Source organism: Stenotrophomonas sp. PFBMAA-4 (assembly GCF_030053215.1).
Taxonomy (GTDB): domain Bacteria; phylum Pseudomonadota; class Gammaproteobacteria; order Xanthomonadales; family Xanthomonadaceae; genus Stenotrophomonas.
On the sequence record NZ_JASGBW010000034.1, the window covers coordinates 1 to 22,803 of the forward strand.

At 64.8% G+C, this 22,803-nt stretch carries 20 protein-coding genes and 2 tRNA genes; all 22 read left to right on the top strand.

Annotation, left to right across the window (positions count from 1 at the left end; all coding sequences use genetic code 11):
- Window positions 1-291 precede the first annotated feature (291 nt).
- The 22 genes from tpiA to rbfA all read left to right on the top strand — a co-directional run bounded on the left by tpiA (window position 292) and on the right by rbfA (window position 22,730).
- Window positions 292-1,047, top strand: a complete 756-nt coding sequence (gene tpiA, locus QMZ26_RS17740) for a triose-phosphate isomerase (protein WP_079222615.1) — start codon at window positions 292-294, stop codon at window positions 1,045-1,047.
- A 32-nt stretch (window positions 1,048-1,079) separates the two neighbouring features.
- Window positions 1,080-1,517, top strand: a complete 438-nt coding sequence (secG, locus tag QMZ26_RS17745; protein ID WP_079222614.1) for a preprotein translocase subunit SecG — start codon at window positions 1,080-1,082, stop codon at window positions 1,515-1,517.
- A gap of 51 nt (window positions 1,518-1,568) precedes the next feature.
- Window positions 1,569-1,653 (top strand) — tRNA-Leu (locus QMZ26_RS17750).
- 110 nt (window positions 1,654-1,763) lie between these two features.
- A complete protein-coding gene (locus tag QMZ26_RS17755) occupies window positions 1,764-2,120 on the top strand; it encodes an NADH-quinone oxidoreductase subunit A (RefSeq protein ID WP_079222613.1) in 357 nt (118 codons plus the stop codon).
- The gene (locus QMZ26_RS17760; RefSeq protein ID WP_079222612.1) at window positions 2,111-2,665 is read left to right on the top strand and encodes an NADH-quinone oxidoreductase subunit B; all 555 of its coding nucleotides are present in this window, start codon (window positions 2,111-2,113) and stop codon (window positions 2,663-2,665) included. The genes QMZ26_RS17755 and QMZ26_RS17760 overlap by 10 nt, the downstream gene beginning before the upstream one ends.
- A 33-nt stretch (window positions 2,666-2,698) precedes the next feature.
- Window positions 2,699-3,448: an NADH-quinone oxidoreductase subunit C gene (locus QMZ26_RS17765; protein WP_079222611.1), complete on the top strand. Its 750-nt coding sequence runs from the start codon at window positions 2,699-2,701 to the stop codon at window positions 3,446-3,448.
- Window positions 3,445-4,752 (top strand): NADH-quinone oxidoreductase subunit D, encoded by a 1,308-nt coding sequence (locus QMZ26_RS17770; RefSeq protein WP_283222217.1) that lies wholly within the window; start codon window positions 3,445-3,447, stop codon window positions 4,750-4,752. Before QMZ26_RS17765 ends, QMZ26_RS17770 begins: the two co-directional genes overlap by 4 nt.
- A 97-nt stretch (window positions 4,753-4,849) precedes the next feature.
- Window positions 4,850-5,377, top strand: coding sequence for an NADH-quinone oxidoreductase subunit NuoE (gene nuoE, locus QMZ26_RS17775; RefSeq protein WP_108769456.1), 528 nt, complete (start codon window positions 4,850-4,852; stop codon window positions 5,375-5,377).
- Between the two features lie 4 nt (window positions 5,378-5,381).
- A complete protein-coding gene (gene nuoF / locus QMZ26_RS17780; RefSeq protein WP_079222608.1) occupies window positions 5,382-6,722 on the top strand; it encodes an NADH-quinone oxidoreductase subunit NuoF in 1,341 nt (446 codons plus the stop codon).
- Window positions 6,719-8,953 carry an NADH-quinone oxidoreductase subunit NuoG gene (nuoG, locus tag QMZ26_RS17785; RefSeq protein WP_283222218.1) on the top strand — a complete coding sequence of 745 codons (2,235 nt, stop codon included), beginning with the start codon at window positions 6,719-6,721 and terminating at the stop codon, window positions 8,951-8,953. The genes nuoF and nuoG overlap by 4 nt, the downstream gene beginning before the upstream one ends.
- Window positions 8,950-10,044 (top strand): NADH-quinone oxidoreductase subunit NuoH, encoded by a 1,095-nt coding sequence (nuoH, locus tag QMZ26_RS17790; protein ID WP_200734141.1) that lies wholly within the window; start codon window positions 8,950-8,952, stop codon window positions 10,042-10,044. The genes nuoG and nuoH overlap by 4 nt, the downstream gene beginning before the upstream one ends.
- Before the next feature lie 4 nt (window positions 10,045-10,048).
- Window positions 10,049-10,537: an NADH-quinone oxidoreductase subunit NuoI gene (gene nuoI, locus QMZ26_RS17795; protein ID WP_005410456.1), complete on the top strand. Its 489-nt coding sequence runs from the start codon at window positions 10,049-10,051 to the stop codon at window positions 10,535-10,537.
- A gap of 9 nt (window positions 10,538-10,546) precedes the next feature.
- A complete protein-coding gene (locus tag QMZ26_RS17800; protein WP_283222219.1) occupies window positions 10,547-11,206 on the top strand; it encodes an NADH-quinone oxidoreductase subunit J in 660 nt (219 codons plus the stop codon).
- A complete protein-coding gene (gene nuoK, locus QMZ26_RS17805) occupies window positions 11,203-11,508 on the top strand; it encodes an NADH-quinone oxidoreductase subunit NuoK (RefSeq protein ID WP_053519917.1) in 306 nt (101 codons plus the stop codon). The genes QMZ26_RS17800 and nuoK overlap by 4 nt, the downstream gene beginning before the upstream one ends.
- A 7-nt stretch (window positions 11,509-11,515) precedes the next feature.
- Window positions 11,516-13,687: an NADH-quinone oxidoreductase subunit L gene (nuoL, locus tag QMZ26_RS17810; RefSeq protein WP_283222220.1), complete on the top strand. Its 2,172-nt coding sequence runs from the start codon at window positions 11,516-11,518 to the stop codon at window positions 13,685-13,687.
- Between the two features lie 23 nt (window positions 13,688-13,710).
- On the top strand, window positions 13,711-15,219 hold the full coding sequence (locus QMZ26_RS17815; protein ID WP_283222221.1) for an NADH-quinone oxidoreductase subunit M: 1,509 nt from the start codon (window positions 13,711-13,713) through the stop codon (window positions 15,217-15,219).
- Between the two features lie 15 nt (window positions 15,220-15,234).
- Window positions 15,235-16,695 (top strand): NADH-quinone oxidoreductase subunit NuoN, encoded by a 1,461-nt coding sequence (gene nuoN, locus QMZ26_RS17820; protein WP_200734145.1) that lies wholly within the window; start codon window positions 15,235-15,237, stop codon window positions 16,693-16,695.
- Window positions 16,696-16,822: 127 nt separating this feature from the next.
- Window positions 16,823-16,899, top strand: a tRNA-Met gene (locus QMZ26_RS17825).
- A gap of 401 nt (window positions 16,900-17,300) precedes the next feature.
- Window positions 17,301-17,891, top strand: a complete 591-nt coding sequence (gene rimP, locus QMZ26_RS17830; RefSeq protein WP_079222599.1) for a ribosome maturation factor RimP — start codon at window positions 17,301-17,303, stop codon at window positions 17,889-17,891.
- 4 nt (window positions 17,892-17,895) lie between these two features.
- Window positions 17,896-19,407 carry a transcription termination factor NusA gene (gene nusA, locus QMZ26_RS17835; RefSeq protein WP_200734531.1) on the top strand — a complete coding sequence of 504 codons (1,512 nt, stop codon included), beginning with the start codon at window positions 17,896-17,898 and terminating at the stop codon, window positions 19,405-19,407.
- 92 nt (window positions 19,408-19,499) lie between these two features.
- A complete protein-coding gene (infB, locus tag QMZ26_RS17840; protein WP_283222222.1) occupies window positions 19,500-22,148 on the top strand; it encodes a translation initiation factor IF-2 in 2,649 nt (882 codons plus the stop codon).
- Window positions 22,149-22,346: 198 nt separating this feature from the next.
- Complete coding sequence (gene rbfA / locus QMZ26_RS17845; RefSeq protein WP_019660575.1) at window positions 22,347-22,730, top strand: 30S ribosome-binding factor RbfA; 384 nt, start codon at window positions 22,347-22,349, stop codon at window positions 22,728-22,730.
- The last annotated feature ends 73 nt before the right edge of the window (window positions 22,731-22,803 follow it).

Here is a 22,803-nt window from a genome sequence, read left to right on the forward strand (position 1 = left end):
TGAAACAAACCTCATATCTATTCATGTAACCCTCGGGGTCGGATCAGGTGTCCAACTCCCGGGGGTCACTTCATGGATGGGTTCACGGCGCGTCCCGCGCCCCTGCCGCGCCCGGCCAAGCCAATAAATCAAACCGGGCCGTTCGCGACCAACCCACCCCACCCAACCCAACCGACCTGCCACGAGGGGCTGCGCCGTTCGCTGAAAACCCATGTAACCGCTTACAAGCAAACGGGTTTTTCCCGTAACGGGTATCATGGGCGGCTGACTTCATACAGGAGCCCCCCGCTCATGCGCCGCAAGATCGTCGCCGGAAACTGGAAGCTGCACGGCAGCCGTCAATTCGCCACTGACCTGCTGGGCCAGGTGGCTGCGGGGCTGCCCAAGGCCGGGGTGGAAGTCGTCATCCTGCCGCCGCTGCCTTACCTGGGCGAGCTGGTCGAGGACTTCGGCGGGACCGGCCTGGTGTTCGGTGCCCAGGACGTCAGCAGCAACGAGAAGGGCGCCTATACCGGGGAGGTCTGCGCCGCCATGCTGCATGAGGTCGGTGCCCGCTACGGCCTGGTCGGCCACTCCGAGCGCCGCCAGTACCATAATGAAAGCAGCGAGCTGGTCGCGCGCAAGTTCGCCGCCGCCCTGCATGCCGGCCTGGTGCCGGTGCTGTGCGTGGGTGAAACCCTGGAACAACGCGAGGCCGGGCAGACCGAGGCGGTCATCGCTGCCCAGCTGGCCCCGGTCCTGGCCCTGGTCGGGGGCGAGGGTTTCGCCACTGCCGTGGTCGCCTACGAGCCGGTGTGGGCCATCGGCACCGGCAAGACCGCCAGCAAGGAGCAGGCGCAGCAGGTCCACGCGTTCATCCGTGGCGAAGTGGCGCGCATCGATGCTAGAATCGCTGATTCACTGCCCATTCTTTACGGCGGCAGCGTGAAGCCCGACAATGCCGGGGAACTGTTCGCGCAGCCGGATGTCGATGGTGGGCTGGTTGGCGGCGCCTCCCTGGTGGCCGCGGACTTCCTGGCCATCGCGCAGGCGGCGGCTGCGAACTAACTCTACAAGTATTGTCCGAGGGCGGATTCCCAATGCTGATGTTGATCCTCAATGTCGTCTACGTGCTCGTGGCCGTGGCCATGATCGCGCTCATCCTGATGCAGCGTGGTTCGGGTGCGGCGGCTGGTTCAGGCTTCGGCGCTGGCGCCTCGGGCACTGTGTTTGGTGCGCGTGGCGCGTCCAACTTCCTGTCCAAGTCGACCAAGTGGCTGGCCGTGGTGTTCTTCGGCATCAGCCTCTTCATGGCCTGGTATGCCGGTCACGGCAGCCGTCCGGCGGCCGAGCAGGACCTGGGCCTGATGTCCGCCCCGGCGGCCAGCGCTCCGGCCGCTCCGGCGGGTGAACTTCCGGCCGTTCCGAAGGCCGATGCGGTCCCGGCCGCCCCGGTTCCGGCCGCGACTGTGCCGGCTCAGGCGGAATCTTCGGTTTCTGGTGAAGAAAAGCCTTCGGAAGGCTCCCAGAAAGACTGAAGACGGTTACAATATGCGGCGCATCGGGTTATCTGACTGATGTGATCGTTTGCCCAGGTGGCGGAATTGGTAGACGCACTACCTTGAGGTGGTAGCGACTTAGGTCGTAGGGGTTCGAGTCCCCTCTTGGGCACCATTTGTAAGTAAAGCGGGTTCTCCTGGCGCGCAATGCGCCAGCCGTTTCCCGTCCACTCCCCCATGCCAAAGCGCCTGCAGGCGCGGCGGCAGAGGCAAGAGAGAATCGCTGTGCTGGCCGAATATTTGCCGTCTCTGCTGTTTCTGATCGTCGCGACCGGTATCGGCATCACGCTGATGCTGATCGGTCGATTCCTCGGTCCCCGCCGCCCCGATCTGGAAAAGCTCTCGCCGTACGAGTGCGGCTTCGAGGCCTTCGAAGACGCGCGCATGAAGTTCGACGTGCGCTACTACCTGATCGCGATCCAGTTCATCGTCTTCGACCTGGAAATCATCTTCATCGTGCCGTGGACCCAGGTCTTCATGGAGCTGGGCGCCCGTTCGCTCGTCACCATGGGCCTGTTCGTCGGCATGCTGTTCCTCGGTTTCATTTACGTCTGGAAGAAGGGAGCGCTGGAATGGGAGTGATTCAGACTCTCGATGGCCTCATGAACAACCCGGTCCCGGAAGGGCGGGTTGATGACATCCTGCGGCCGGAGGGCGACAACCCGCTGCTGGAAAAGGGCTTCGTCACCACCAGCGTCGACGCACTGCTGAACTGGGCGCGCACCGGCTCGATGTGGCCGATGACCTTCGGTCTGGCCTGCTGCGCGGTCGAGATGATGCACGCCGGCGCCGCGCGCCTGGACCTTGACCGCTACGGCGTGGTGTTCCGCCCGTCGCCGCGTCAGTCCGACGTGATGATCGTGGCCGGCACCCTGGTCAACAAGATGGCCCCGGCGCTGCGCAAGGTCTACGACCAGATGCCGGACCCGAAGTGGGTCATCTCGATGGGCAGCTGCGCCAACGGCGGCGGCTACTACCATTACTCCTATTCTGTCGTGCGCGGCTGTGATCGCGTGGTGCCGGTGGACGTCTACGTCCCGGGCTGCCCGCCGACCGCCGAGGCGCTGGTGTACGGGATCCTGCAGCTGCAGAAGAAGATCTGGCGTACACAGACCATCGCCCGCTGACCCTTCCACACTACAAGAGCGCGCCAAGCCCCCATGGCAGAGCAAGCATCCTTCATCGACCGACTCTCCGCACGTTTCGCTGGTGCTAAGGTCATCGTGGTCGAACCCCGCGGCGAAGTGACGCTGGAGGTGCCTGCCGCCGAGTGGCATGCCACCGCGCTGGCGCTGCGTGACGAGTTTGGTTTCGAGCAGGCCGTGGATCTCTGCGGCGTCGATTACCTCGGTTATGGCTCTGACGAATGGGACACCGCTGACGTGTCCTCGCAGGGCTTCAGCCGCGGCGTCGAAGGCAAGGCCCAGGGCCGTTTCGCGTGGGGCGAGTTCCCCACCGAGGAAAACGGTGCCGATGGAGCGAGCCCGCAGCACATGCCGACCCAGCGTTTCGCCGTGGTCGCCCAGCTGCGCTCCTACCAGCACAACCTGATGTTGCACCTGCGCTGCTTCGCCCCTGACGAAGCACTGCCGGTGGTGTCCTCGCTGACCGGCATCTGGCCGGGCCTGAACTGGTTCGAGCGCGAAGCGTTCGACCTGTACGGCGTGATCTTCGAAGGTCACCCGGACCTGCGCCGGATCCTGACCGACTACGGTTTCGTCGGCCATCCGTTCCGCAAGGACTTCCCGCTGATCGGCAACGTCGAAGTCCGCTACGACGAAGAAAAGAAGCGCGTGATCTACGAACCGGTCACCTCGGTGGAGCCGCGCGTCGGCGTGCCGCGCGTGATCCGCGACGACGCCCGTCTGCAGACCGCAGAAGGTGAGCGCGCGCAGGAGGCAGTGAAGTGAGCCACGTACACCAGGCCGGCGAAGCCTTCGCCAGCAACCCCGCCGAAAGCCGGCAGGAAATCCGCAACTACACCATGAACTTCGGCCCGCAGCATCCGGCCGCCCATGGTGTGCTGCGCCTGATCCTGGAAATGGATGGCGAAACCATCATGCGCGCCGACCCGCACGTCGGCCTGCTGCATCGTGGTACCGAAAAGCTGGCCGAATCCAAGCCGTTCAACCAGTCGATCGGTTACATGGATCGCCTGGATTACGTGTCGATGATGTGCAACGAGCACGCCTACGTGCGCTCGATCGAGACCCTGATGGGAATCGAGGCGCCGGAACGCGCGCAGTACATCCGCACGATGTACGACGAAATCACCCGCATCCTGAACCACCTGATGTGGCTGGGCTCCAATGCCCTCGATCTGGGTGCGATGGCGGTCATGCTGTACGCCTTCCGTGAGCGCGAAGAGCTGATGGACTGCTACGAAGCAGTTTCCGGCGCGCGCATGCACGCGGCGTACTACCGTCCGGGCGGCGTCTACCGCGACCTGCCGGACCACATGCCGAAGTACAAGGAATCGCGCTGGCACAAGGGCAAGGCACTGAAGCAGCTCAATGCTTCGCGTGAAGGCTCGCTGCTGGACTTCCTGGAGAACTTCACCAACGAGTTCCCGGGTCGCGTCGACGAATACGAAACCCTGCTGACCGACAACCGTATCTGGAAGCAGCGTACGGTCGGCATCGGCGTGGTCAGCCCGGAACTGGCCCACCAGTGGGGCATGACCGGCGTGATGCTGCGCGGTTCGGGCGTTGCCTGGGATCTGCGCAAGAAGCGTCCGTACGCCAAGTACGATGCCGTCGATTTCGACATCCCGCTGGGCAAGGAAGGCGACTGCTACGACCGCTACCTGTGCCGCGTGGCCGAAATGCGCGAATCCAACCGCATCATCAAGCAGTGCGTGGCGTGGCTGAAGGCCAACCCGGGCCCGGTGATGGTGAAGAACTTCAAGGTCGCTCCGCCCAGGCGCGAGGACATGAAGGACGACATGGAAGCGCTGATCCACCACTTCAAGCTGTTCAGCGAAGGCTATTGCGTCCCGGCCGGCGAAACCTATTCGGCGGTGGAAGCCCCGAAGGGCGAGTTCGGCTGCTACCTGGTCTCCGATGGCGCCAACAAGCCTTTCCGCGTGCACCTGCGCGCGCCGGGCTTCGCCCACCTGTCCTCGATCGATTCGATCGTGCGCGGCCACATGCTGGCTGACGTGGTGGCAATGATCGGCACCTACGATCTGGTGTTCGGCGAGGTTGACCGGTAATGACGTCTGCCAAGCCAACGCCTGCTGCAGGCAGCCGGCGCAAGCCGGCGCCGCAGTTTCTGCAATTTCACGTTATGCATTTCGCTGAGGTCGGCCGATGAAGGCGACAGGTAATTTCGAGACGGCGCGCGACGTCGACCCGATGGTGGTGTTGAGCGACAAGACGCGCGCTCACATCGATCACTGGCTGTCCAAGTTCCCGCCGGACCGCAAGCGCTCCGCCGTGCTGCAGGGCCTGCATGCGGCCCAGGAGCAGAACCAGGGCTGGCTGACCGACGAGCTGATCGCCGGCGTGGCCAAGTACCTGGATCTGCCGCCGGTGTGGGCCTACGAGGTCGCCAGCTTCTACTCGATGTTCGAGACCGAGAAGGTGGGCCGCAACAACGTGGCCATCTGCACCAACATCAGCTGCTGGCTCAATGGCGCCGAGGACATCGTGCGCCATTGCGAGAAGAAGCTGGGCATCAAGCACGGCCAGTCCACCCCGGACGGCCGCGTCTACCTCAAGCGCGAGGAAGAGTGCCTGGCAGGCTGCGGTGGTGCACCGATGATGGTCATCAACGGTCATTACCATGAGCGTCTGACCCTGGAAAAGGTCGACGAGCTGCTGGACGGGCTGGAGTAAGGGCATGGCACATCACCACGAATCCAAGGGTCCGGTCGGCCCCGCGCCGCTGCCGCACCAGGTGGTCTACACCACCCTGCATTACGACACCCCGTGGTCGTACGAAAGCTACCTGAAGACCGGTGGCTATGCCGCCCTGCGCAAGATCCTCGAAGAGAAGATCCCGCCGGAGCAGGTCATCGAGATGGTCAAGGCCTCGGGCCTGCGCGGCCGCGGTGGCGCGGGCTTCCCGACCGGCCTGAAGTGGTCCTTCATGCCCAAGGGCAACATGCAGAAGTACATCCTCTGCAACTCGGATGAATCCGAGCCGGGCACCTGCAAGGACCGCGACATCCTGCGCTACAACCCGCATTCGGTCGTGGAAGGCATGGCGATCGCCTGCTACGCCACCGGCTCGACCGTGGGCTACAACTACCTGCGCGGTGAGTTCCACCACGAGCCGTTCGAGAACTTCGAACAGGCCCTGGCCGATGCCTATGCAAATGGCTGGCTGGGCAAGAACGTGATGGGCTCGGGCGTGGATATCGACATCTACGGTGCCCTGGGCGCCGGCGCCTACATCTGCGGCGAAGAAACCGCGCTGATGGAATCGCTGGAAGGCAAGAAGGGCCAGCCGCGCTACAAGCCCCCGTTCCCGGCGAACTTCGGCCTGTACGGCAAGCCGTCGACGATCAACAACACCGAAACCTACGGTTCGGTGCCGGCGATCATCCGCAACGGTCCGGAGTGGTTCAAGGGCCTGAGCCTGACCGCCAACGGTGGCCCGAAGTGCTTCTCGGTCTCCGGCTGCGTGCAGAACGGCGGCAACTTCGAAGTGCCGCTGGGCACCACCTTCGACGACCTGCTGGCGATGGCTGGTGGCCTGCGTCCGGGCCGCACCCTGAAGGGCGCGATCCCGGGCGGCGTGTCGATGCCGGTGCTGACCGCGGCCGAGCTGAAGGGCCTGCCGATGGACTACGACACCATCCGTGCACTGGGCTCCGGCCTGGGTTCGGGCGCCGTCGTGGTGCTGGATGACAGCGTCTGCTGCGTCAAGTTCGCCTGCCGCATCAGCCAGTTCTTCCACAAGGAATCCTGCGGCCAGTGCACCCCGTGCCGTGAAGGTACCGGCTGGATGCACCGCGTGCTGGAGCGCATCGTCGCCGGCAAGGCCACGATGGAAGACCTGCACCAGCTGAAGGCGGTGGCCGGCCAGATCGAAGGCCACACCATCTGTGCGTTCGGCGAAGCGGCTGCATGGCCCATCCAGGGCTTCCTGCGCCAGTTCTGGGACGAGTTCGAGTACTACATCGTCAACGGTCATTCGATGGTTGACGGCAAGAAGGTGGAGGCAGCCGCTGCATGAGCGCGCAACCCGTAAATCCGAGCGTCCCACCCGATCACGTCACCATCGAGATCGATGGCAAGTCGCTGGTCGTGCCCAAGGGCTCGATGATCATCCAGGCCGCCGACAAGGCTGGCATCTCCATTCCGCGCTTCTGCTACCACGAGAAGCTGCCGATCGCCGCCAACTGCCGCATGTGCCTGGTGGACGTGGAGAAGTCGCCGAAGCCGGCGCCGGCCTGCGCCACCCCGGTGATGGACGGCATGAAGGTCGCCACCCGCAGTGAGAAGGCGCTCAAGTTCCAGCGTTCGGTGATGGAGTTCCTGCTCATCAACCACCCGCTGGACTGCCCGATCTGCGACCAGGGCGGCGAGTGCGAACTGCAGGACGTCTCGCTGGGCTATGGCCGTTCGGTCAGCCGCTTCAACGAGCGCAAGCGCGTGGTGCCGGACGAGGACATGGGTCCGCTGGTCGCCACCGAGATGACCCGCTGCATCCAGTGCACCCGCTGCGTGCGCTTCACCGCCGACGTGGCTGGCACCTATGAACTGGGTGGCATGTACCGCGGCGAGAACCTGCAGATCGGTACCTACGACGGCAAGCCGCTGACCACCGAGCTGTCCGGCAACGTCGTCGACGTCTGCCCGGTCGGCGCGCTGACCAACAAGGTGTTCCAGTTCCGCGCCCGCCCGTGGGAACTGACCGCGCGCGAATCGCTGGGCTACCACGACGCCATGGGTTCGAACCTGTTCCTGCACGTGCGTCGCGGCGAAGTGCTGCGTACCGTGCCGCGCGACAACGAAGCCGTGAACGAGTGCTGGCTGTCCGACCGCGACCGCTACTCGCACCAGGGCCTGTACAGCGAAGACCGTGCGGTCAAGCCGCTGCGCAAGGTCAATGGCGAGTGGAAGGAAGTGAGCTGGGCCGAAGGCCTGGCCGCGGCCGCCGAGATCCTCAAGGCCCACCAGGGTGACCACTTGGGCGTGCTGGTGCACCCGTCGACCTCCAACGAGGAAGGCGCGCTGCTGGCCCGCCTGGCCAAGGGCCTGGGCTCGAACAACATCGACCACCGCATCAACAACCGCGATTTCTCCGACGCCGCAACCGCCGAAGTGTTCGGCCTGCCGCTGGCCGAGATCGAAGGCGCCGACCGCATCGTCATTCTGGGCAGCAACATCCGCCACGAACTGCCGCTGCTGCACGCCCGCCTGCGCAAGGCGCAGACGACCAAGGGCGCGAAGATCCACGTCGTCAACCCGGTGGACTTCGACTTCGCCTTCAGCGTTGCCGGCAAGCAGATCGTCGCCCCGTCGAAGTTCGTCGACGCGCTGGCCAACGAAGAACTGCGTTCGGCCGTGCAGGGCGGTACCAATACCGTGCTGATCGTTGGTGGCATCGCCGAGAACCACCCGCAGGCCGCCGCGATCCGCGCCGCTGCGCGTGATTTCGCTGCCGCTACCGGTGCCAGGCTGTGCCGCATCCCGCAGGGCGCCAATGCCGTGGGCCTGGCCCGCGCCGGCGTGCTGCCGGCCGGCAAGGACGTGGCCACCATGCTGGCGCAGCCGCGCCAGGCCTACGTGGTGTACGGCCTTGAGCCGGGCCTGGACTTCGCCGATGCACCTGCCGCGCGCAAGGCGCTGGTCGGTGCCAAGGTGGTGGCCTTCAGCCAGTTCGCCTGTGTCTCCACCCGCGACGTTGCCGACGTCATCCTGCCGATCGGCGCGCTGCCGGAAATCGACGCCACCCTGACCAACCTCGATGGTCGCGAGCAGTCGGCCCGTGCCGGCGGCAAGCTGCCGGGCGAGGCCCGTGAAGGCTGGCGCGTGCTGCGCGCACTGGGCGGCGAGATGGCACTGGCCGGTTTCGACTTCACCGACCTGGCCGGCCTGCGTGCCAGCCTGGCGCCGGTGTCGGTCGCCGTGGCTGCCTCGGCCCAGCCGGCCGTTGCCGGCGAAGGCCTGGAAGTGGCTTCGACCGCTGCGATCTACCGCACCGATGCGGTGGTCCGCCGCGCCCCGGCGCTGCAGTCGCATCCGCTGAACAACGCCCCGCGCATCGTGCTGAACGCTGACGATGCCGCGCGCCTGCAGCTGCAGGAAGGGCAGATGGCCAAGGTCGGCACCGATGCCGGCAAGGCCACCCTGCCGGTGGTGGTCGACGCCCGCGTCGCTGCGGGTTCGGTCTGGATTGAATCGGGCCACGGCGCGACCGCGCCGCTGGGTGCCGCTCGCGTATCGGTGGTGGCTGCATGAACGAATTGCTGTTGAACGCGGTCGACCCGCTGCACCAGTGGCTGCTTGGCCTTGGTGATATCGGCGCGCTGATCTGGATCATCCTGAAGATCCTGGTGATCACCGTTCCGGTGATCATCTCGGTGGCCTTCTACGTGGTCTGGGAACGCAAGCTGATCGGCTGGATGCACGTCCGCCACGGCCCGATGTACGTGGGCATGGGCATCTTCCAGGCCTTCGCCGACGTCTTCAAGCTGCTGTTCAAGGAAGTGGTCCAGCCGAGCAGCGCCAACAAGGCGATCTACCTGCTCGCACCGCTGATCACCCTGGCCCCGGCCTTCGCGGCCTGGTCGGTGGTGCCCTTCGACTCGCAGATCGTGCTGTCCAACGCCAACGCCGGCCTGCTGTACCTGCTGGCGATGACCTCGCTGGGCATCTACGGCATCATCCTGGCCGGTTGGGCATCCAACTCGAAGTATGCGTTCCTGGGTGCGATGCGCGCCTCGGCGCAGATGATCAGCTACGAAATCGCGATGGGCTTCGCCCTGGTCGGCGTGATGATCGCGTCGGGCAGCCTGAACCTGAGCAGCATCGTGATGGCGCAGGCCGGCAATTCCGGCTTCTTCGACTGGTTCCTGCTGCCGCTGTTCCCGCTGTTCGTCATCTACTGGGTGTCGGGCGTGGCTGAAACCAACCGCGCGCCGTTCGACGTGGTGGAAGGCGAATCGGAAATCGTCGCCGGCCACATGGTCGAATACTCCGGCGGTGCCTTTGCCCTGTTCTTCCTGGCCGAATACGCGAACATGATCCTGATCAGCTTCCTGATCTCGATCTTCTTCCTCGGCGGCTGGCTGAGCCCGATCCAGGGTTGGGTCAACTTCGGTGATGTCTCGCCGCTGGTCGACTGGATCTGGAAGGGCGGCGCACCGTGGCTGTTCGTCAAGGTCTTCTTCTTCGCCAGTGCCTACATCTGGTTCCGTGCCAGCTTCCCGCGCTTCCGCTATGACCAGATCATGCGCCTGGGCTGGAAGGTCTTCATCCCGCTGGCCATTCTGTGGATCGCGGTTACCGCCGTCATGGTGTTCTTCGGCGTGATTCAAAAGGGCGTCTAAAGTGATGAACAGGATTACCCATTACTTCAAGAGCCTGCTGCTGCTCGAACTGCTGGCCGGTCTCTGGCTGACGCTGAAGTACAGCTTCAAGCCGAAGTACACGATGATGTACCCGATGGAGAAGTTCCCGCAGTCGCCGCGCTTCCGTGGCCTGCACGCCCTGCGCCGTTACCCCAACGGTGAAGAGCGCTGCATCGCCTGCAAGCTGTGCGAAGCGGTGTGCCCGGCACTGGCCATCACCATCGACTCGGCCAAGCGCGAGGACGGCACTCGCCGTACCACCCGCTACGACATCGATCTGTTCAAGTGCATCTTCTGCGGCTTCTGTGAAGAAAGCTGCCCGGTGGACTCGATCGTCGAAACCCACATCCTCGAGTACCACTTCGAGAACCGTGGCGAAAACATCGTTACCAAGCCGCAGCTGCTGGCCCTTGGCGATCGTCTCGAAAACGAGATCGCCGAGCGTCGTGCCGCCGATGCCGCTTACCGCTGAGGTCGAGAGATGGATTGGGTAAATATCGCTTTCTGGGTGTTCGCCATCGCGGCAACGGTTTCGGCCGGTGCGGTGATCAGCGTGCGCAACCCGGTTCACGCCGTGCTCTGCCTGGTGCTGACCTTCTTCTCCATCGCCTGCGTGTGGCTGTTGGTGGGTGCCGAGTTCCTCGGTGTCGCGCTGGTGCTGGTCTACGTCGGCGCGGTGATGGTGCTGTTCCTGTTCGTGGTGATGATGCTCGACATCGATCCCACGAACCTGCGTGAGGGCTGGGTGCGCTACCTGCCGGTTGGCCTGATCGTGGCCGTGGCCATGCTGGTGCAGATGCTGATCCTGATCGGGGTGAAGGGCAGGGCGGTCAACGCCTTCCCGGCGGACAACGCTGCGGCCCTGGCCGCGGACACGTCCAACATCACCTGGCTGGCCCGCAGCCTGTTCACCGAATACCTGCTGCCGTTCGAGTTCGCCGCCGTCATCCTGACCGTGGCCGTGGTGGCCGCCGTCATGCTGACCCTGCGCCGTCGTACCGGCGTGAAGAGCCAGAACCCGGGCGACCAGACGATGGTCAAGGCTGGCCAGCGCCTGCGCATGGTCAAGATGGACGCCGAACAGCCGCTGGTCCACAGCAACACCAAGCCGGTCGCGGGCGACGAGGAGACCCAGGCATGATCACTCTCGGCCACATCCTGGCGCTGGGCGCGGTGCTGTTCTGCATCAGCCTTGCCGGCATCTTCCTCAACCGCAAGAACATCATCGTCCTGCTGATGTCCATCGAGTTGATGCTGCTGTCGGTGAACATCAACTTCGTCGGGTTCTCGCGCCAGCTGGGCGATCCGTCCGGCCAGCTGTTCGTGTTCTTCATCCTGACCGTTGCCGCAGCCGAGGCCGCCATCGGCCTGGCGATCCTGGTGACCCTGTTCCGTACACGCCGCACAATCAATGTCGGCGAAGTCGATTCGCTGAAGGGCTGATCCACAGATGGAAATCACTCTCTCCAAGAGTCTGTTGATCGCAGTGGTGCTTGCACCGCTGTTCGGCAGCATCATCGCCGGCCTGTTCGGTCGCCAGGTCAAGCGCTTCGGCGCACAGACCGTCACCATCCTCGGCGTGGCCATCAGCTGCGCCCTGTCGATGTACACCCTGTACCAGCTGGTCTGGGGCGGTGCGCAGCCGTTCAACCAGAACCTGTACACCTTCTTCGAAGTGGGCCAGTACTCGGCCCATGTCGGCTTCATGGTCGACAAGCTGACCGCGATGATGATGGTGGTGGTGACCTTCGTGTCGCTGCTGGTCCACATCTACACCATCGGCTACATGGAAGAAGACCCGGGCTACCAGCGCTTCTTCAGCTACATCTCGCTGTTCACCTTCTCGATGCTCACCCTGGTGATGAGCAACAACTTCCTGCAGCTGTTCTTCGGGTGGGAAGCGGTGGGCCTGGTGTCGTACCTGCTGATCGGCTTCTGGTTCAAGCGCCCGACCGCGATCTTCGCCAACATGAAGGCGTTCCTGGTCAACCGCGTCGGTGACTTCGGCTTCCTGCTGGGCATCGCCGGCGTGCTGTGGGTGTTCGGCACCCTGGATTACTCGCAGGTCTTCTCACAGGCCAGCGTGCTGTCCAGCCCGCAGGCGCAGATGCAGGTCTGGGACGGCACCCTGCTGGGCATGCAGCTGCTGAGCGAGCCGGTCGTCTGGTCGATCGCCACGGTCATCTGCATCTGCCTGTTCATCGGCGCCATGGGCAAGTCGGCCCAGGTCCCGCTGCACGTGTGGCTGCCGGACTCGATGGAAGGCCCGACCCCGATCTCGGCACTGATCCACGCTGCGACCATGGTGACCGCCGGTATCTTCATGGTCACCCGCATGTCGCCGCTGTTCGAGCTGTCGCAGACCGCGCTGAACTTCATCCTCTTCATCGGTGCCACCACCGCGTTCTTCACCGGCCTGATCGGCATCGTGCAGAACGACATCAAGCGCGTGGTCGCGTACTCGACCCTGTCGCAGCTGGGCTACATGACGGTTGCACTGGGCGTGTCGGCCTACTCGGCCGCCGTGTTCCACCTGATGACCCACGCCTTCTTCAAGGCGCTGCTGTTCCTGGGTGCCGGCTCGGTCATCATCGCGATGCACCACGAGCAGGACATGCGCAAGATGGGCGGCCTGCGCAAGTACATGCCGATCACCTTCATCACCATGTGGATCGGTACGCTGGCCCTGGTCGGTACGCCGTTCTTCTCCGGCTTCTACTCGAAGGACACCATCATCGAGGCGGCCGAGATCCACGCCCACATCCAGAACAGCTGGGTGGCCACCTATGGCTACTGGGCAGTGCTGGGCGGCGTGCTGGTGACCAGCTTCTACAGCTTCCGCCTGCTGTTCATGACCTTCCATGGTCCGGAACGCTTCCGCGATGCGCACCATGATGACCACGGCCATGACGACCATCATGCCGCCGATGCCCATCATGCCGACGCGCACCACGGCGATGCCCATGACGACCACGGCCATGGCCACGGTCCGCATGAGCCGCACGAAACCCCGTGGGTGGTGACCCTGCCGCTGATCCTGCTGGCCATCCCCTCGATCGCCATCGGTTTCTTCAGCATCGGCCCGATGCTGCACGGCACCGACTGGGCCGGCCACCACGCCCACGAGGCGATCAAGGGCCAGGCGACCACGTTCTTCACCGGCATCGTCGATTTCGACGATCCGGCCAAGAACACCGTCGGCTTCCTCGGCGAGGAGTTCCATGGTCCGGTGGCGTTCGCGCTGCACGGCATGATGCTGCCGCCGTTCTGGCTGACCCTGGCAGGCTTCCTGCTGGCCGCGCTGTTCTACCTGTGGAAGCCGGACCTGTCGGGCAAGGCCCGCAGGACCTTCGCTCCGCTGGTCTCGGTGCTGGAAAACAAGTACGGCTTCGACAAGCTGTGGATCGATGGCTTCGCCGGTGGCAGCGTCAAGCTCGGCAAGGTCGCACGCTGGATCGACAGCAACATCGTCGATGGCGTGGTCAATCTCTCGGCACGTGTTGTGGACGTCGCAGCCGGCGTGCTGCGTCGTACCCAATCCGGTTTCCTCTATCACTACGCCTTCGCGATGATCATCGGCCTGATTGCCCTCCTGGGCGTGCTGATGCATTACCTGCGTTGATGACCTGTACGGAATAAGAAGACGTGTCGAACTGGCCCCTACTCAGTGTCCTCATCTGGCTGCCGATCCTCGGCGGTGCCCTGATCCTTGCGATCCGTGATGCGCAGACCGCCCGCTGGGCGTCGATCGGCGTGGCGCTGCTGACCTTCGTTGCGAGTCTCTCGCTGCTCAGCGGCTACAACCCGGCTGCCGATGGCATGCAGTTCGTCGAGACCCATGCGTGGATCCCGGCGTACAAGATCGGCTACAACCTGGGCGTGGATGGCATCGCCATCGCGCTGATCCTGCTGACCACCCTGGTCGGCGTGCTGGCCCTGCTGGGCGCCTGGAGCGCGATCGACAAGCGCGTCAACCAGTACGTGGCGGCCTTCCTGATCCTGGAAGGCGTCACCGTCGGCATCTTCTCGGCCACGGACGCGATGCTGTTCTACGTGTTCTTCGAGGCGATGCTGATCCCGATGTTCCTCATCATCGGTGTCTGGGGCGGCCCGCGCCGCATCTACGCCGCGATGAAGTTCTTCCTGTACACCTTCCTCGGCTCCGTGCTGATGCTGGTGGCGCTGATCTACCTGTACATGAAGGGCGGCAGCTTCCAGCTGGCCGATCTGTACGCGCTGCCGCTGAGCGCCAGGGAACAGACCTGGATCTTCTTCGCCTTCCTGATCGCCTTCGCGGTCAAGGTGCCGATGTTCCCGGTGCACACCTGGCTGCCGGACGCCCACGTGGAAGCGCCGACCGCCGGTTCGGTCATCCTGGCCGCCATCGCCCTGAAGATCGGTGGCTACGGCTTCCTGCGCTTCAACCTGCCGATCGTCCCCGATGCGTCGAGCGAGTGGGCCTGGCTGGTCATCGCCCTGTCGCTGATCGCCGTGATCTACGTCGGCCTGGTCGCCCTGGTGCAGGACGACATGAAGAAGCTGATCGCCTATTCGTCGATCGCGCACATGGGCTTTGTCACCCTGGGCACCTTCATCGCCCTGTGGCTGGTGCGTGAAGCCGGCAACGCCGATGCCGCCCGCCTGGGCCTGCAGGGCGCCATGGTGCAGATGATCTCGCACGGCTTCGTGTCCGGTGCGATGTTCTCCTGCGTCGGCGTGCTGTACGACCGCATGCACAGCCGCCGCATCGCCGATTACGGCGGCGTGGTCAACGTGATGCCGTGGTTCGCCACCTTCGCCATGCTGTTCTTCATGGCCAATGCCGGCCTGCCGGGCACCAGTGGTTTTGCCGGTGAATTCATGGTCATCCTGGCTGCGTTCCAGCGCAATCCGTGGATCGCCCTGGGCGCCGCCACCACCCTGATCATCGGTGCGGCCTACACCCTGTGGCTGTACAAGCGTATCTTCTTCGGCGAAGTGGCCAACAGCCACGTGGCTGAGCTGAAGGACATCAACGGCCGCGAATGGGCGCTGCTGACCGTGTTCGCCATCGGCGTGCTGGCTCTGGGCATCTACCCCAAGCCGCTGACCGACCTGATGGAGCCCTCGATCGCGAAGCTGGCGATGCAGATCGCATCCAGCAAGCTGCTGTAATTCCAGGATTTGATGATGACCACCTCGCCGCTGTTGCCATTGACCGCCGCTGACCTGCCACCGCTCGCTCCCGAGCTGGTGCTGATCGGCAGCGCCTTCGCCCTGATGATCCTCGACCTGTTCGTCAGCAACCGGAACAAGATCGTCACCCACCTGTTCTCGGTCGCTGCCCTGGCCGTGGTGCTGTTCATGCTCGCCACCGGCGTGGGCGGGCAGGGTGAGGTCTTCCACGGCATGTTCGTGCGCGATACCGCCGCGGATGTGATGAAGACCGGGATCGTGCTGCTCAGCGGCCTGACCCTGGTCTACGGCTGGCGCTACCTGCGCGACCGCAACCTGTTCCAGGGCGAGATCCCGGTGCTGATCCTGTTCGGCACCGCCGGCATGATGATCCTGGTTTCGGCCGGCAGCCTGCTGATGGTCTACCTGGGCCTGGAACTGCTGGCCCTGTGCTCCTACGCCCTGGTCGCCAGCAACCGCGACAGCGGCCTGGCCTCGGAAGCGGCGATGAAGTACATCGTCCTCGGTTCGCTGGCATCGGGCCTGCTGCTGTACGGCATGTCGCTGATCTACGGCGCCACCGGCAGCCTGCACCTGGACGCCATCCAGGCCGCCATCCCGCATTCGGAGGAGCGCGTGCTGCTGGTCACCGGTGCGGTGTTCATGATCGCCGGCGTTGCCTTCAAGCTGGGTGCCGCGCCGTTCCACATGTGGCTGCCGGACGTGTACCAGGGTGCCCCGGCACCGATCGCGCTGTTCATCAGCTCGGCACCGAAGCTGGCCGCCTTCGGCATGGCGTACCGCCTGCTGGAAATGGGCGTGGGCCCGCTGTCGACCGAACTGCAGCTGCTGATCGCCGGCCTGGCCGCTGTGTCGCTGGTCATCGGCAACCTGATGGCCATCGCGCAGAGCAACCTCAAGCGCATGCTGGCGTTCTCCACCGTCTCGCACATCGGCTTCCTGCTGATGGGCATCGCCGGTGGTGGCGCGCAGGGTTATGCCGCCGCGCTGTTCTACGCTCTGGCCTACGCCATCATGTCCACCGCCGCCTTCGGTGCGATCATCGCCCTGTCGCGCGCCGGCTTTGAAGCCGAGAACATCGAGGACTTCAAGGGCCTGAACGCCCGCAACCCGTGGATGGCCGGTCTGGTGCTGTGCATCATGGCGTCGCTGGCCGGCATCCCGCCGTTCCTGGGCTTCTGGACCAAGCTGGCCGTGCTCGGCGCAGCCGTCAACGGCGGCCTGCTGTGGCTGGCCATCCTGGGCGTGCTGTGCGCCGTGGTCGGCTGCTTCTACTACCTGCGCGTCATCAAGGTCATGTACTTCGATGAGCCGGTGGGCGAGGCCATGCCGCGCAACAACGACCGCGTGCTGGGCGTGGTGCTGGGCGTGAATGCCCTGGCACTGCTGGCCCTGGGCCTGGCCTGGAACCCGATCATGGTCTGGTGCCAGCAGGCATTTGCGCATCTTGCATAAAAGTTGACACAAAGCTGCGCGATTCGTGTAATATGCGCAGCCTGAGTTGTCACTGCAGCGGTTCAGCCAGAACATCGTTGCGGTAGCCCTCCTCGAAAGAGCAGGGCAGCAGTTCAAACACTTCCGGTGCGGGGTGGAGCAGTCTGGCAGCTCGTCGGGCTCATAACCCGAAGGTCGCAGGTTCAAATCCTGCCCCCGCTACCAAGTAAAGAGATCGCCTTCGAAGTCCTGCTTCGAAGGCGTTTTTCTTTGGGGTCTGCTGGATCCGCCGGGCATGGCCCGGCGCTACTGCCTCGCGTTGCCCCGGTAGCGCCGGGCCATGCCCGGCGAGCGCAGCGGTCGGTTTCAGGCCGGCCCAAGCCTTGCACCAGTGCGGTGCAGCCGCTATCATCAGCGGCCTAGGCAGTACCCCTGAAGGCGGCCTCCCATCGGGAGACCCGGTCCGGAAGGAGGGCTCGCAACACGCTTACGCAGCGCGTTGCAACCGGAATCCAGTCACCGGAGTCTTTCCGGAAAAAGGGGCCCAGCGGGCCCTTTGTCGTTTCCGGGGCGTCATGTTTCCCGCCGGCTGTGGCCGGCACCCAACCAAGAGATCAAGGCAGGCTGTGAGCGACAAGGCAACCGACATCGCGAATCTGCTCGCCCCGACCGTTGTGTCGCTGGGCCTGGAGCTGCTGGGCGTTGAGTATCTGCCGGCCCCCGGCGGTGCGACCCTGCGCCTTTACATCGACGTGCCGCTGGCTGAACAGCCCGAGCGCATCATCAACGTGGACGACTGCGAGCGCGTCAGCCGCGAAGTGTCCGCGCAGATGGACGTGGAAGACCCGATCAGCGGCAACTACACGCTGGAAGTGTCTTCGCCGGGCGTCGACCGTCCGCTGTTCAACCTGGAGCAGTTCGGCCGTCACTTGGGCGAAATGGCCAAGGTCACGCTGAAGCTGCCGCAGGACAACCGTCGTCGTCTGCAGGGCCGCATCGAAGCGACCGACGAGGCCGCGGACACCATCACGTTCATCGTCGACAAGACCGAAGTGGTCGTGTCGGCCGACAACATCGACAAGGCCCGGATCATGCCGGACTGGGTTGCCCTGGGCCTGGCCCCGAGCAAGCCGACCGGCCCGGCGCCGAAGCGTCCGAAGCCGGACAAGAATTCTTCTTCCAACGAGCCGGCGGCAAAAAAGCCGCGCGCGGAGTGAGCCAATGAGCAAGGAACTGTTGCTGGTAGTGGACGCGGTCGCCAACGAGAAGGGCGTGCCGCGTGAAGTGATCTTCGATGCGATCGAGGCCGCCCTGGCGTCCGCAGCGAAGAAGCGCTATCCCGACGAGGAAGTGCTGGCCCGCGTGGTCATCGACCACAAGGATGGCAGCTACGAAACCTTCCGCCGCTGGGAAGTGGTGGCCGATGACGTGGTCATGGAATCGCCGGACCGGCAGATCCGCCTGATGGACGCCATCGAAGAAGCCGAAGGCGTGGACGTCGGCGACTACATTGAAGAACAGATTGAAAACCCCGATTTCGGTCGCATCGCCGCCCAGGCCGCCAAGCAGGTCATCGTGCAGCGCGTGCGCGAAGCCGAGCGCCAGCAGGTCGTCGATGCGTGGAAGGATCGCGTCGGTGAGCTGATCACCGGTGTGGTCAAGCGCGCCGAGCGCGGCAACATCTACGTGGACCTGGGCGGCAACGCCGAAGGCTTCATCCCGAAGGACAAGGGCATTCCGCGCGACGTGCTGCGCGCCGGTGACCGCGTGCGCGGCTACCTGGCCGAAGTGCGTTCGGAACCGCGTGGCCCGCAGCTGTTCATCAGCCGCGCCGCCCCGGAATTCATGATCGAGCTGTTCAAGCTCGAAGTGCCGGAAGTCGGCCAGGGCCTGGTGGAAATCAAGGCCTGTGCCCGCGATCCGGGCGACCGCGCCAAGATCGCCGTGCTGGCCCACGATACCCGTACCGATCCGATCGGTGCCTGCATCGGCATGCGCGGTTCGCGCGTGCAGGCCGTGTCCAACGAGCTCAATGGCGAGCGCGTGGACATCGTGCTGTGGAACGACAGCCCGGCCAACTTCGTCATCAACGCGATGGCGCCGGCCGAAGTGCAGTCGATCATCGTCGATGAAGACAAGCACTCGATGGATCTGGCCGTGGCCGAAGACCGCCTGGCCCAGGCCATCGGCAAGGGCGGCCAGAACGTGCGCCTGGCCAGCCGCCTGACCGGTTGGCAGCTGAACGTGATGACCCAGGACCAGGTCACCGCCAAGTCCGAGGCCGAGCAGGCCTCGGCCCGCCAGCTGTTCATGGACAAGCTGGAAGTGGACGAGGAAATCGCCGGCATCCTGGTCAGCGAAGGCTTCGGCACGGTTGAAGAAATTGCATATGTCCCGGTCGGCGAACTGCTGGCCGTGGAAGGTTTCGACGAGGACATCGTCGAAGAGCTGCGCGCTCGTGCCCGCGATGCGCTGCTCAATGAGGCCCTGGCAGTCGAAGAAGGCCTTGAAGACGGCCAGCCGGCGCAGGACCTGCTGTCCCTTGAGGGCATGGACGAAGCCACCGCGTACGCGCTGGCCGGCCACGGCGTGCGCACCAGCGAGGAGCTTTCCGACCTGGCCGCCGACGAGGTCATGGACTTCGGCATCGAAGGGCTGGACCAGGAGCGCGCCGCGGCGCTGATCCTGGCCGCGCGTGCCGAGGAGATCGCCCGACTGGAACGCGGCGAATGAGCCGGCAATGAACAGGGCCCTGAGCCGATCAGGGCGTAGAATCCGCGCCACCTCCATCTGCGGGGGGGCGCCCACAAGATCATAGGATCCGAATGTCGCAGCAAACCACCATCCGCAAGCTTGCCGAACTGGTCAACACGCCGGTCGAGAAACTGCTGGAACAGCTGGCCGGTGCCGGCATGAAGTTCAGCGGTCCCGACCAGGTCGTGACCAGCACCGAGAAGGTGAAGCTCCTGGGCTTCCTTCGTCGTTCGCACGGCAAGCCCGAGCAGGCCCCGGAAGAGACTGATCAGTCTGCAAAGAAGATCACGCTCAACCGCCGGAAACAGCAGGAAGTGACGGTCAATTCCGGTCGCAGCAAGACGACCGTGAATGTCGAGGTGCGCCAGAAGCGTACCTACGTCAAGGATGGTGCGCGTGCCATGACGCCGGACGAAGAGCGTGCCGACATCCTGCGCAAGCTGGAAGAGTCGCGCGCCCGCAACCTCGCCGAACAGCAGGCCCTGGCCGAAAAGGATCGTCTGCGCGACGAAGCCATCGTCCGTGCCCGTGAGGAAGAAGTTGCCGCCAAGGAACGCGCCGAGGCCGAGAAGAAGGCTGCCGAGGAAGCTGCAGTGGCCGCCAAGGCCGCCGAGGCCCTGGCTGCCACCAAGCCCAAGCGTGCGCCGATCGACGAAACCGCGCCGCGCCCGCCGCGTACCCCGGCTGCCGCTCCGGCCGCACCGCGTGGTGCACCGCCGGCGCCGCCGCGCAGCGACGACCGCAACAACCGCAGCGCGCCGCGCAACGAGCGTGGCCCGGGCGATCGCTTCGCCGGCCAGATGCACCTGTCGGCTGCCGACCGTGCGCGTCGTGGCAACAGCAGCAACAGCAACAACCGTGGTCGTCCGGGTGGCCGCAACCAGAGTGGAGGCCGTCGCGACATGTCGCGCGGTGGCAACAATGCCGGTCCGCACGGCTTCGAGCGTCCGACCGCACCGGTCGTGCGTGAAGTGGCGATCGGCGAAACCATCACCGTGGCCGACCTGGCGCAGAAGCTCGCGCTGAAGGGCGGCGAGGTGGTGAAGGCGCTGTTCAAGATGGGCGTGATGGCCACCATCACCCAGTCCATCGACCATGACACCGCCGCGCTGGTGACCGAAGAACTCGGCCACAAGGCGATCCGTGCCAATGACAACGACGCCGAAGACGCACTGCTGGCCTCGACCGGTGAAAACCAGGGCGAAGCCGTGCAGCGCCCGCCGGTGGTCACCATCATGGGCCACGTCGACCACGGCAAGACCTCGCTGCTGGATTACATCCGCCGCACCAAGGTCGCCCACGGCGAAGCCGGTGGCATCACCCAGCACATCGGTGCGTACCACGTTGATACGCCGAAGGGCGTCATCAGCTTCCTGGATACCCCGGGCCATGCCGCGTTCACCTCGATGCGTGCCCGCGGTGCCAAGCTGACCGACATCGTGGTGCTGGTGGTTGCCGCCGACGACGGCGTCATGCCGCAGACCAAGGAAGCGATCCAGCACGCCCGCTCGGCGGGTGTGCCGCTGATCGTGGCCATCAACAAGATCGACAAGTCCGGTGCCGACCCGATGCGGGTCAAGAACGAGCTGCTCTCCGAGCAGGTCGTGGCCGAAGACTTCGGTGGTGACATCCAGATGGTGGAGATCTCGGCCAAGACCGGCCTGGGCATCGACGACCTGCTGGACGCCGTCTCGGTCCAGGCTGAACTGCTGGAACTGAAGGCCGTCGACGAAGGCCGCGCCGCAGGCGTGGTGATCGAATCGTCGCTGGACAAGGGCCGTGGCCCGGTTGCGACGGTGCTGGTGCAGCAGGGCCGCCTGAAGAAGGGCGACTACCTGGTGTGCGGCATCCAGTACGGCCGCGTGCGTGCGCTGTTCGACGAAACCGGCAAGCAGCCGGAGTTCGCTGGCCCGTCCATCCCGGTGCAGGTCCTGGGCCTGTCCGGCGTGCCGGAAGCCGGTGACGACTTCGTGGTCGTCGAGGACGAGCGCCTGGCCAAGGACGTTGCCCAGCAGCGTGAGACCAAGCGCCGTGAATCGCGCCTGGTCGCCACCGCTGGCAGCCGCATGGAAGACATCATGGCGACCCTGGGCAAGGGCGAGGGCCAGCAGGTTCTCAACCTGGTCATCAAGGCCGACGTGCAGGGTTCGGTGCAGGCCCTGAGCCAGGCACTGGTCGCGCTGTCCAACGAAGACATCCGCATCAACGTGATCCACTCCGGCGTGGGCGGCATCACCGAGTCGGACGCCAATTCGGCCGCCGCTTCGAAGGCCACCGTCATCGGCTTCAACGTGCGTGCGGATGCTTCGGCCCGTCGCATCATCGAATCCAACGGCGTGGACCTGCGTTACTTCTCGATCATCTATGACGTGATCGACCAGGTGAAGCAGGTGGCTTCCGGTCTGCTGGGTGTGGAAATCCGCGAAGAGATCATCGGTATCGCCGAGGTCCGCGACGTGTTCCGCAGCTCCAAGCTGGGCGCCGTTGCCGGTTCGATGGTCATCGAGGGCGTGGTCAAGCGCAACAAGCCGATCCGCGTGCTGCGCGACAGCGTGGTGATCTTCGAGGGCGAGCTGGAATCGCTGCGCCGCTTCAAGGAAAACGTCGAGGAAGTCCGCAACGGTACCGAATGCGGTATCGCGGTGAAGGCCTACAACGACGTCAAGCCGGGTGACCAGATCGAGTGCTTCGAGCGTATCGAAGTGCCGCGCACCCTGTAATGCTGCAAGGTGGCCCGACCAACGGTCGGGCCCTACCTCGATGTAGAACCCGACCAACGGTCGGGTACCCTGTAGATGTAGCGCCCGACCGTTGGTCGGGCGACCCTGTAGTTGTAGCGCCCGACCGTTGGTCGGGTACCCTGTAGATGTAGCGCCCGACCGTTGGTCGGGCGACCATTGAATCAAGAGTAGCGCCTCGTGCCCAAGACTTTCCATCGAACCGACCGTGTCTCCGCCCAGCTGCGCCGTGAACTCGGCACCCTGGTGCACAACGCCGTGCGCGAGCACGGGTTGCCCTCGGTGAGCGTGTCCGACGTGGAAATCACCCGCGACATGGCCCATGCCAAGGTGTTCGTCACCGCGCTGATGCCGGAACGTTCGGCCGAAGCCGTGGCCGGCCTGAAGGAGCTGGGCTACCGCCTGCGCATGGACCTGGCCCGCGCGATGAAGCTGCGCCACGTGCCTGAGCTGCATTTCCACTACGACGACTCGGTCGACCGTGGTGAGCACATCGACAACCTCCTGCGCGACCTGCCCGATACGCTGGCCGCGGAGAAGCGTCGCGAGAGCGACGAAGAATAAGCTTGCGCCGGGTGATGCCCGGCGTTTTCCATTCTGACCGTGCGAGGCCGGACGCTGGCCGCGCTTCGCGCTC

What these genes read in the sequence shown, in the direction of transcription:
- nusA (WP_200734531.1), top strand. Translation starts at nt 17,896, where the DNA reads ATGAGCAAGGAACTGTTGCTGGTAGTGGACGCGGTCGCCAACGAGAAG.
- QMZ26_RS17800 (WP_283222219.1), top strand. Translation starts at nt 10,547, where the DNA reads ATGGATTGGGTAAATATCGCTTTCTGGGTGTTCGCCATCGCGGCAACG.
- tpiA (WP_079222615.1), top strand. Translation starts at nt 292, where the DNA reads ATGCGCCGCAAGATCGTCGCCGGAAACTGGAAGCTGCACGGCAGCCGT.
- secG (WP_079222614.1), top strand. Translation starts at nt 1,080, where the DNA reads ATGCTGATGTTGATCCTCAATGTCGTCTACGTGCTCGTGGCCGTGGCC.
- QMZ26_RS17760 (WP_079222612.1), top strand. Translation starts at nt 2,111, where the DNA reads ATGGGAGTGATTCAGACTCTCGATGGCCTCATGAACAACCCGGTCCCG.
- nuoK (WP_053519917.1), top strand. Translation starts at nt 11,203, where the DNA reads ATGATCACTCTCGGCCACATCCTGGCGCTGGGCGCGGTGCTGTTCTGC.
- nuoL (WP_283222220.1), top strand. Translation starts at nt 11,516, where the DNA reads ATGGAAATCACTCTCTCCAAGAGTCTGTTGATCGCAGTGGTGCTTGCA.
- nuoE (WP_108769456.1), top strand. Translation starts at nt 4,850, where the DNA reads ATGAAGGCGACAGGTAATTTCGAGACGGCGCGCGACGTCGACCCGATG.
- infB (WP_283222222.1), top strand. Translation starts at nt 19,500, where the DNA reads ATGTCGCAGCAAACCACCATCCGCAAGCTTGCCGAACTGGTCAACACG.
- nuoG (WP_283222218.1), top strand. Translation starts at nt 6,719, where the DNA reads ATGAGCGCGCAACCCGTAAATCCGAGCGTCCCACCCGATCACGTCACC.
- nuoH (WP_200734141.1), top strand. Translation starts at nt 8,950, where the DNA reads ATGAACGAATTGCTGTTGAACGCGGTCGACCCGCTGCACCAGTGGCTG.
- nuoN (WP_200734145.1), top strand. Translation starts at nt 15,235, where the DNA reads ATGACCACCTCGCCGCTGTTGCCATTGACCGCCGCTGACCTGCCACCG.
- QMZ26_RS17765 (WP_079222611.1), top strand. Translation starts at nt 2,699, where the DNA reads ATGGCAGAGCAAGCATCCTTCATCGACCGACTCTCCGCACGTTTCGCT.
- nuoF (WP_079222608.1), top strand. Translation starts at nt 5,382, where the DNA reads ATGGCACATCACCACGAATCCAAGGGTCCGGTCGGCCCCGCGCCGCTG.
- nuoI (WP_005410456.1), top strand. Translation starts at nt 10,049, where the DNA reads ATGAACAGGATTACCCATTACTTCAAGAGCCTGCTGCTGCTCGAACTG.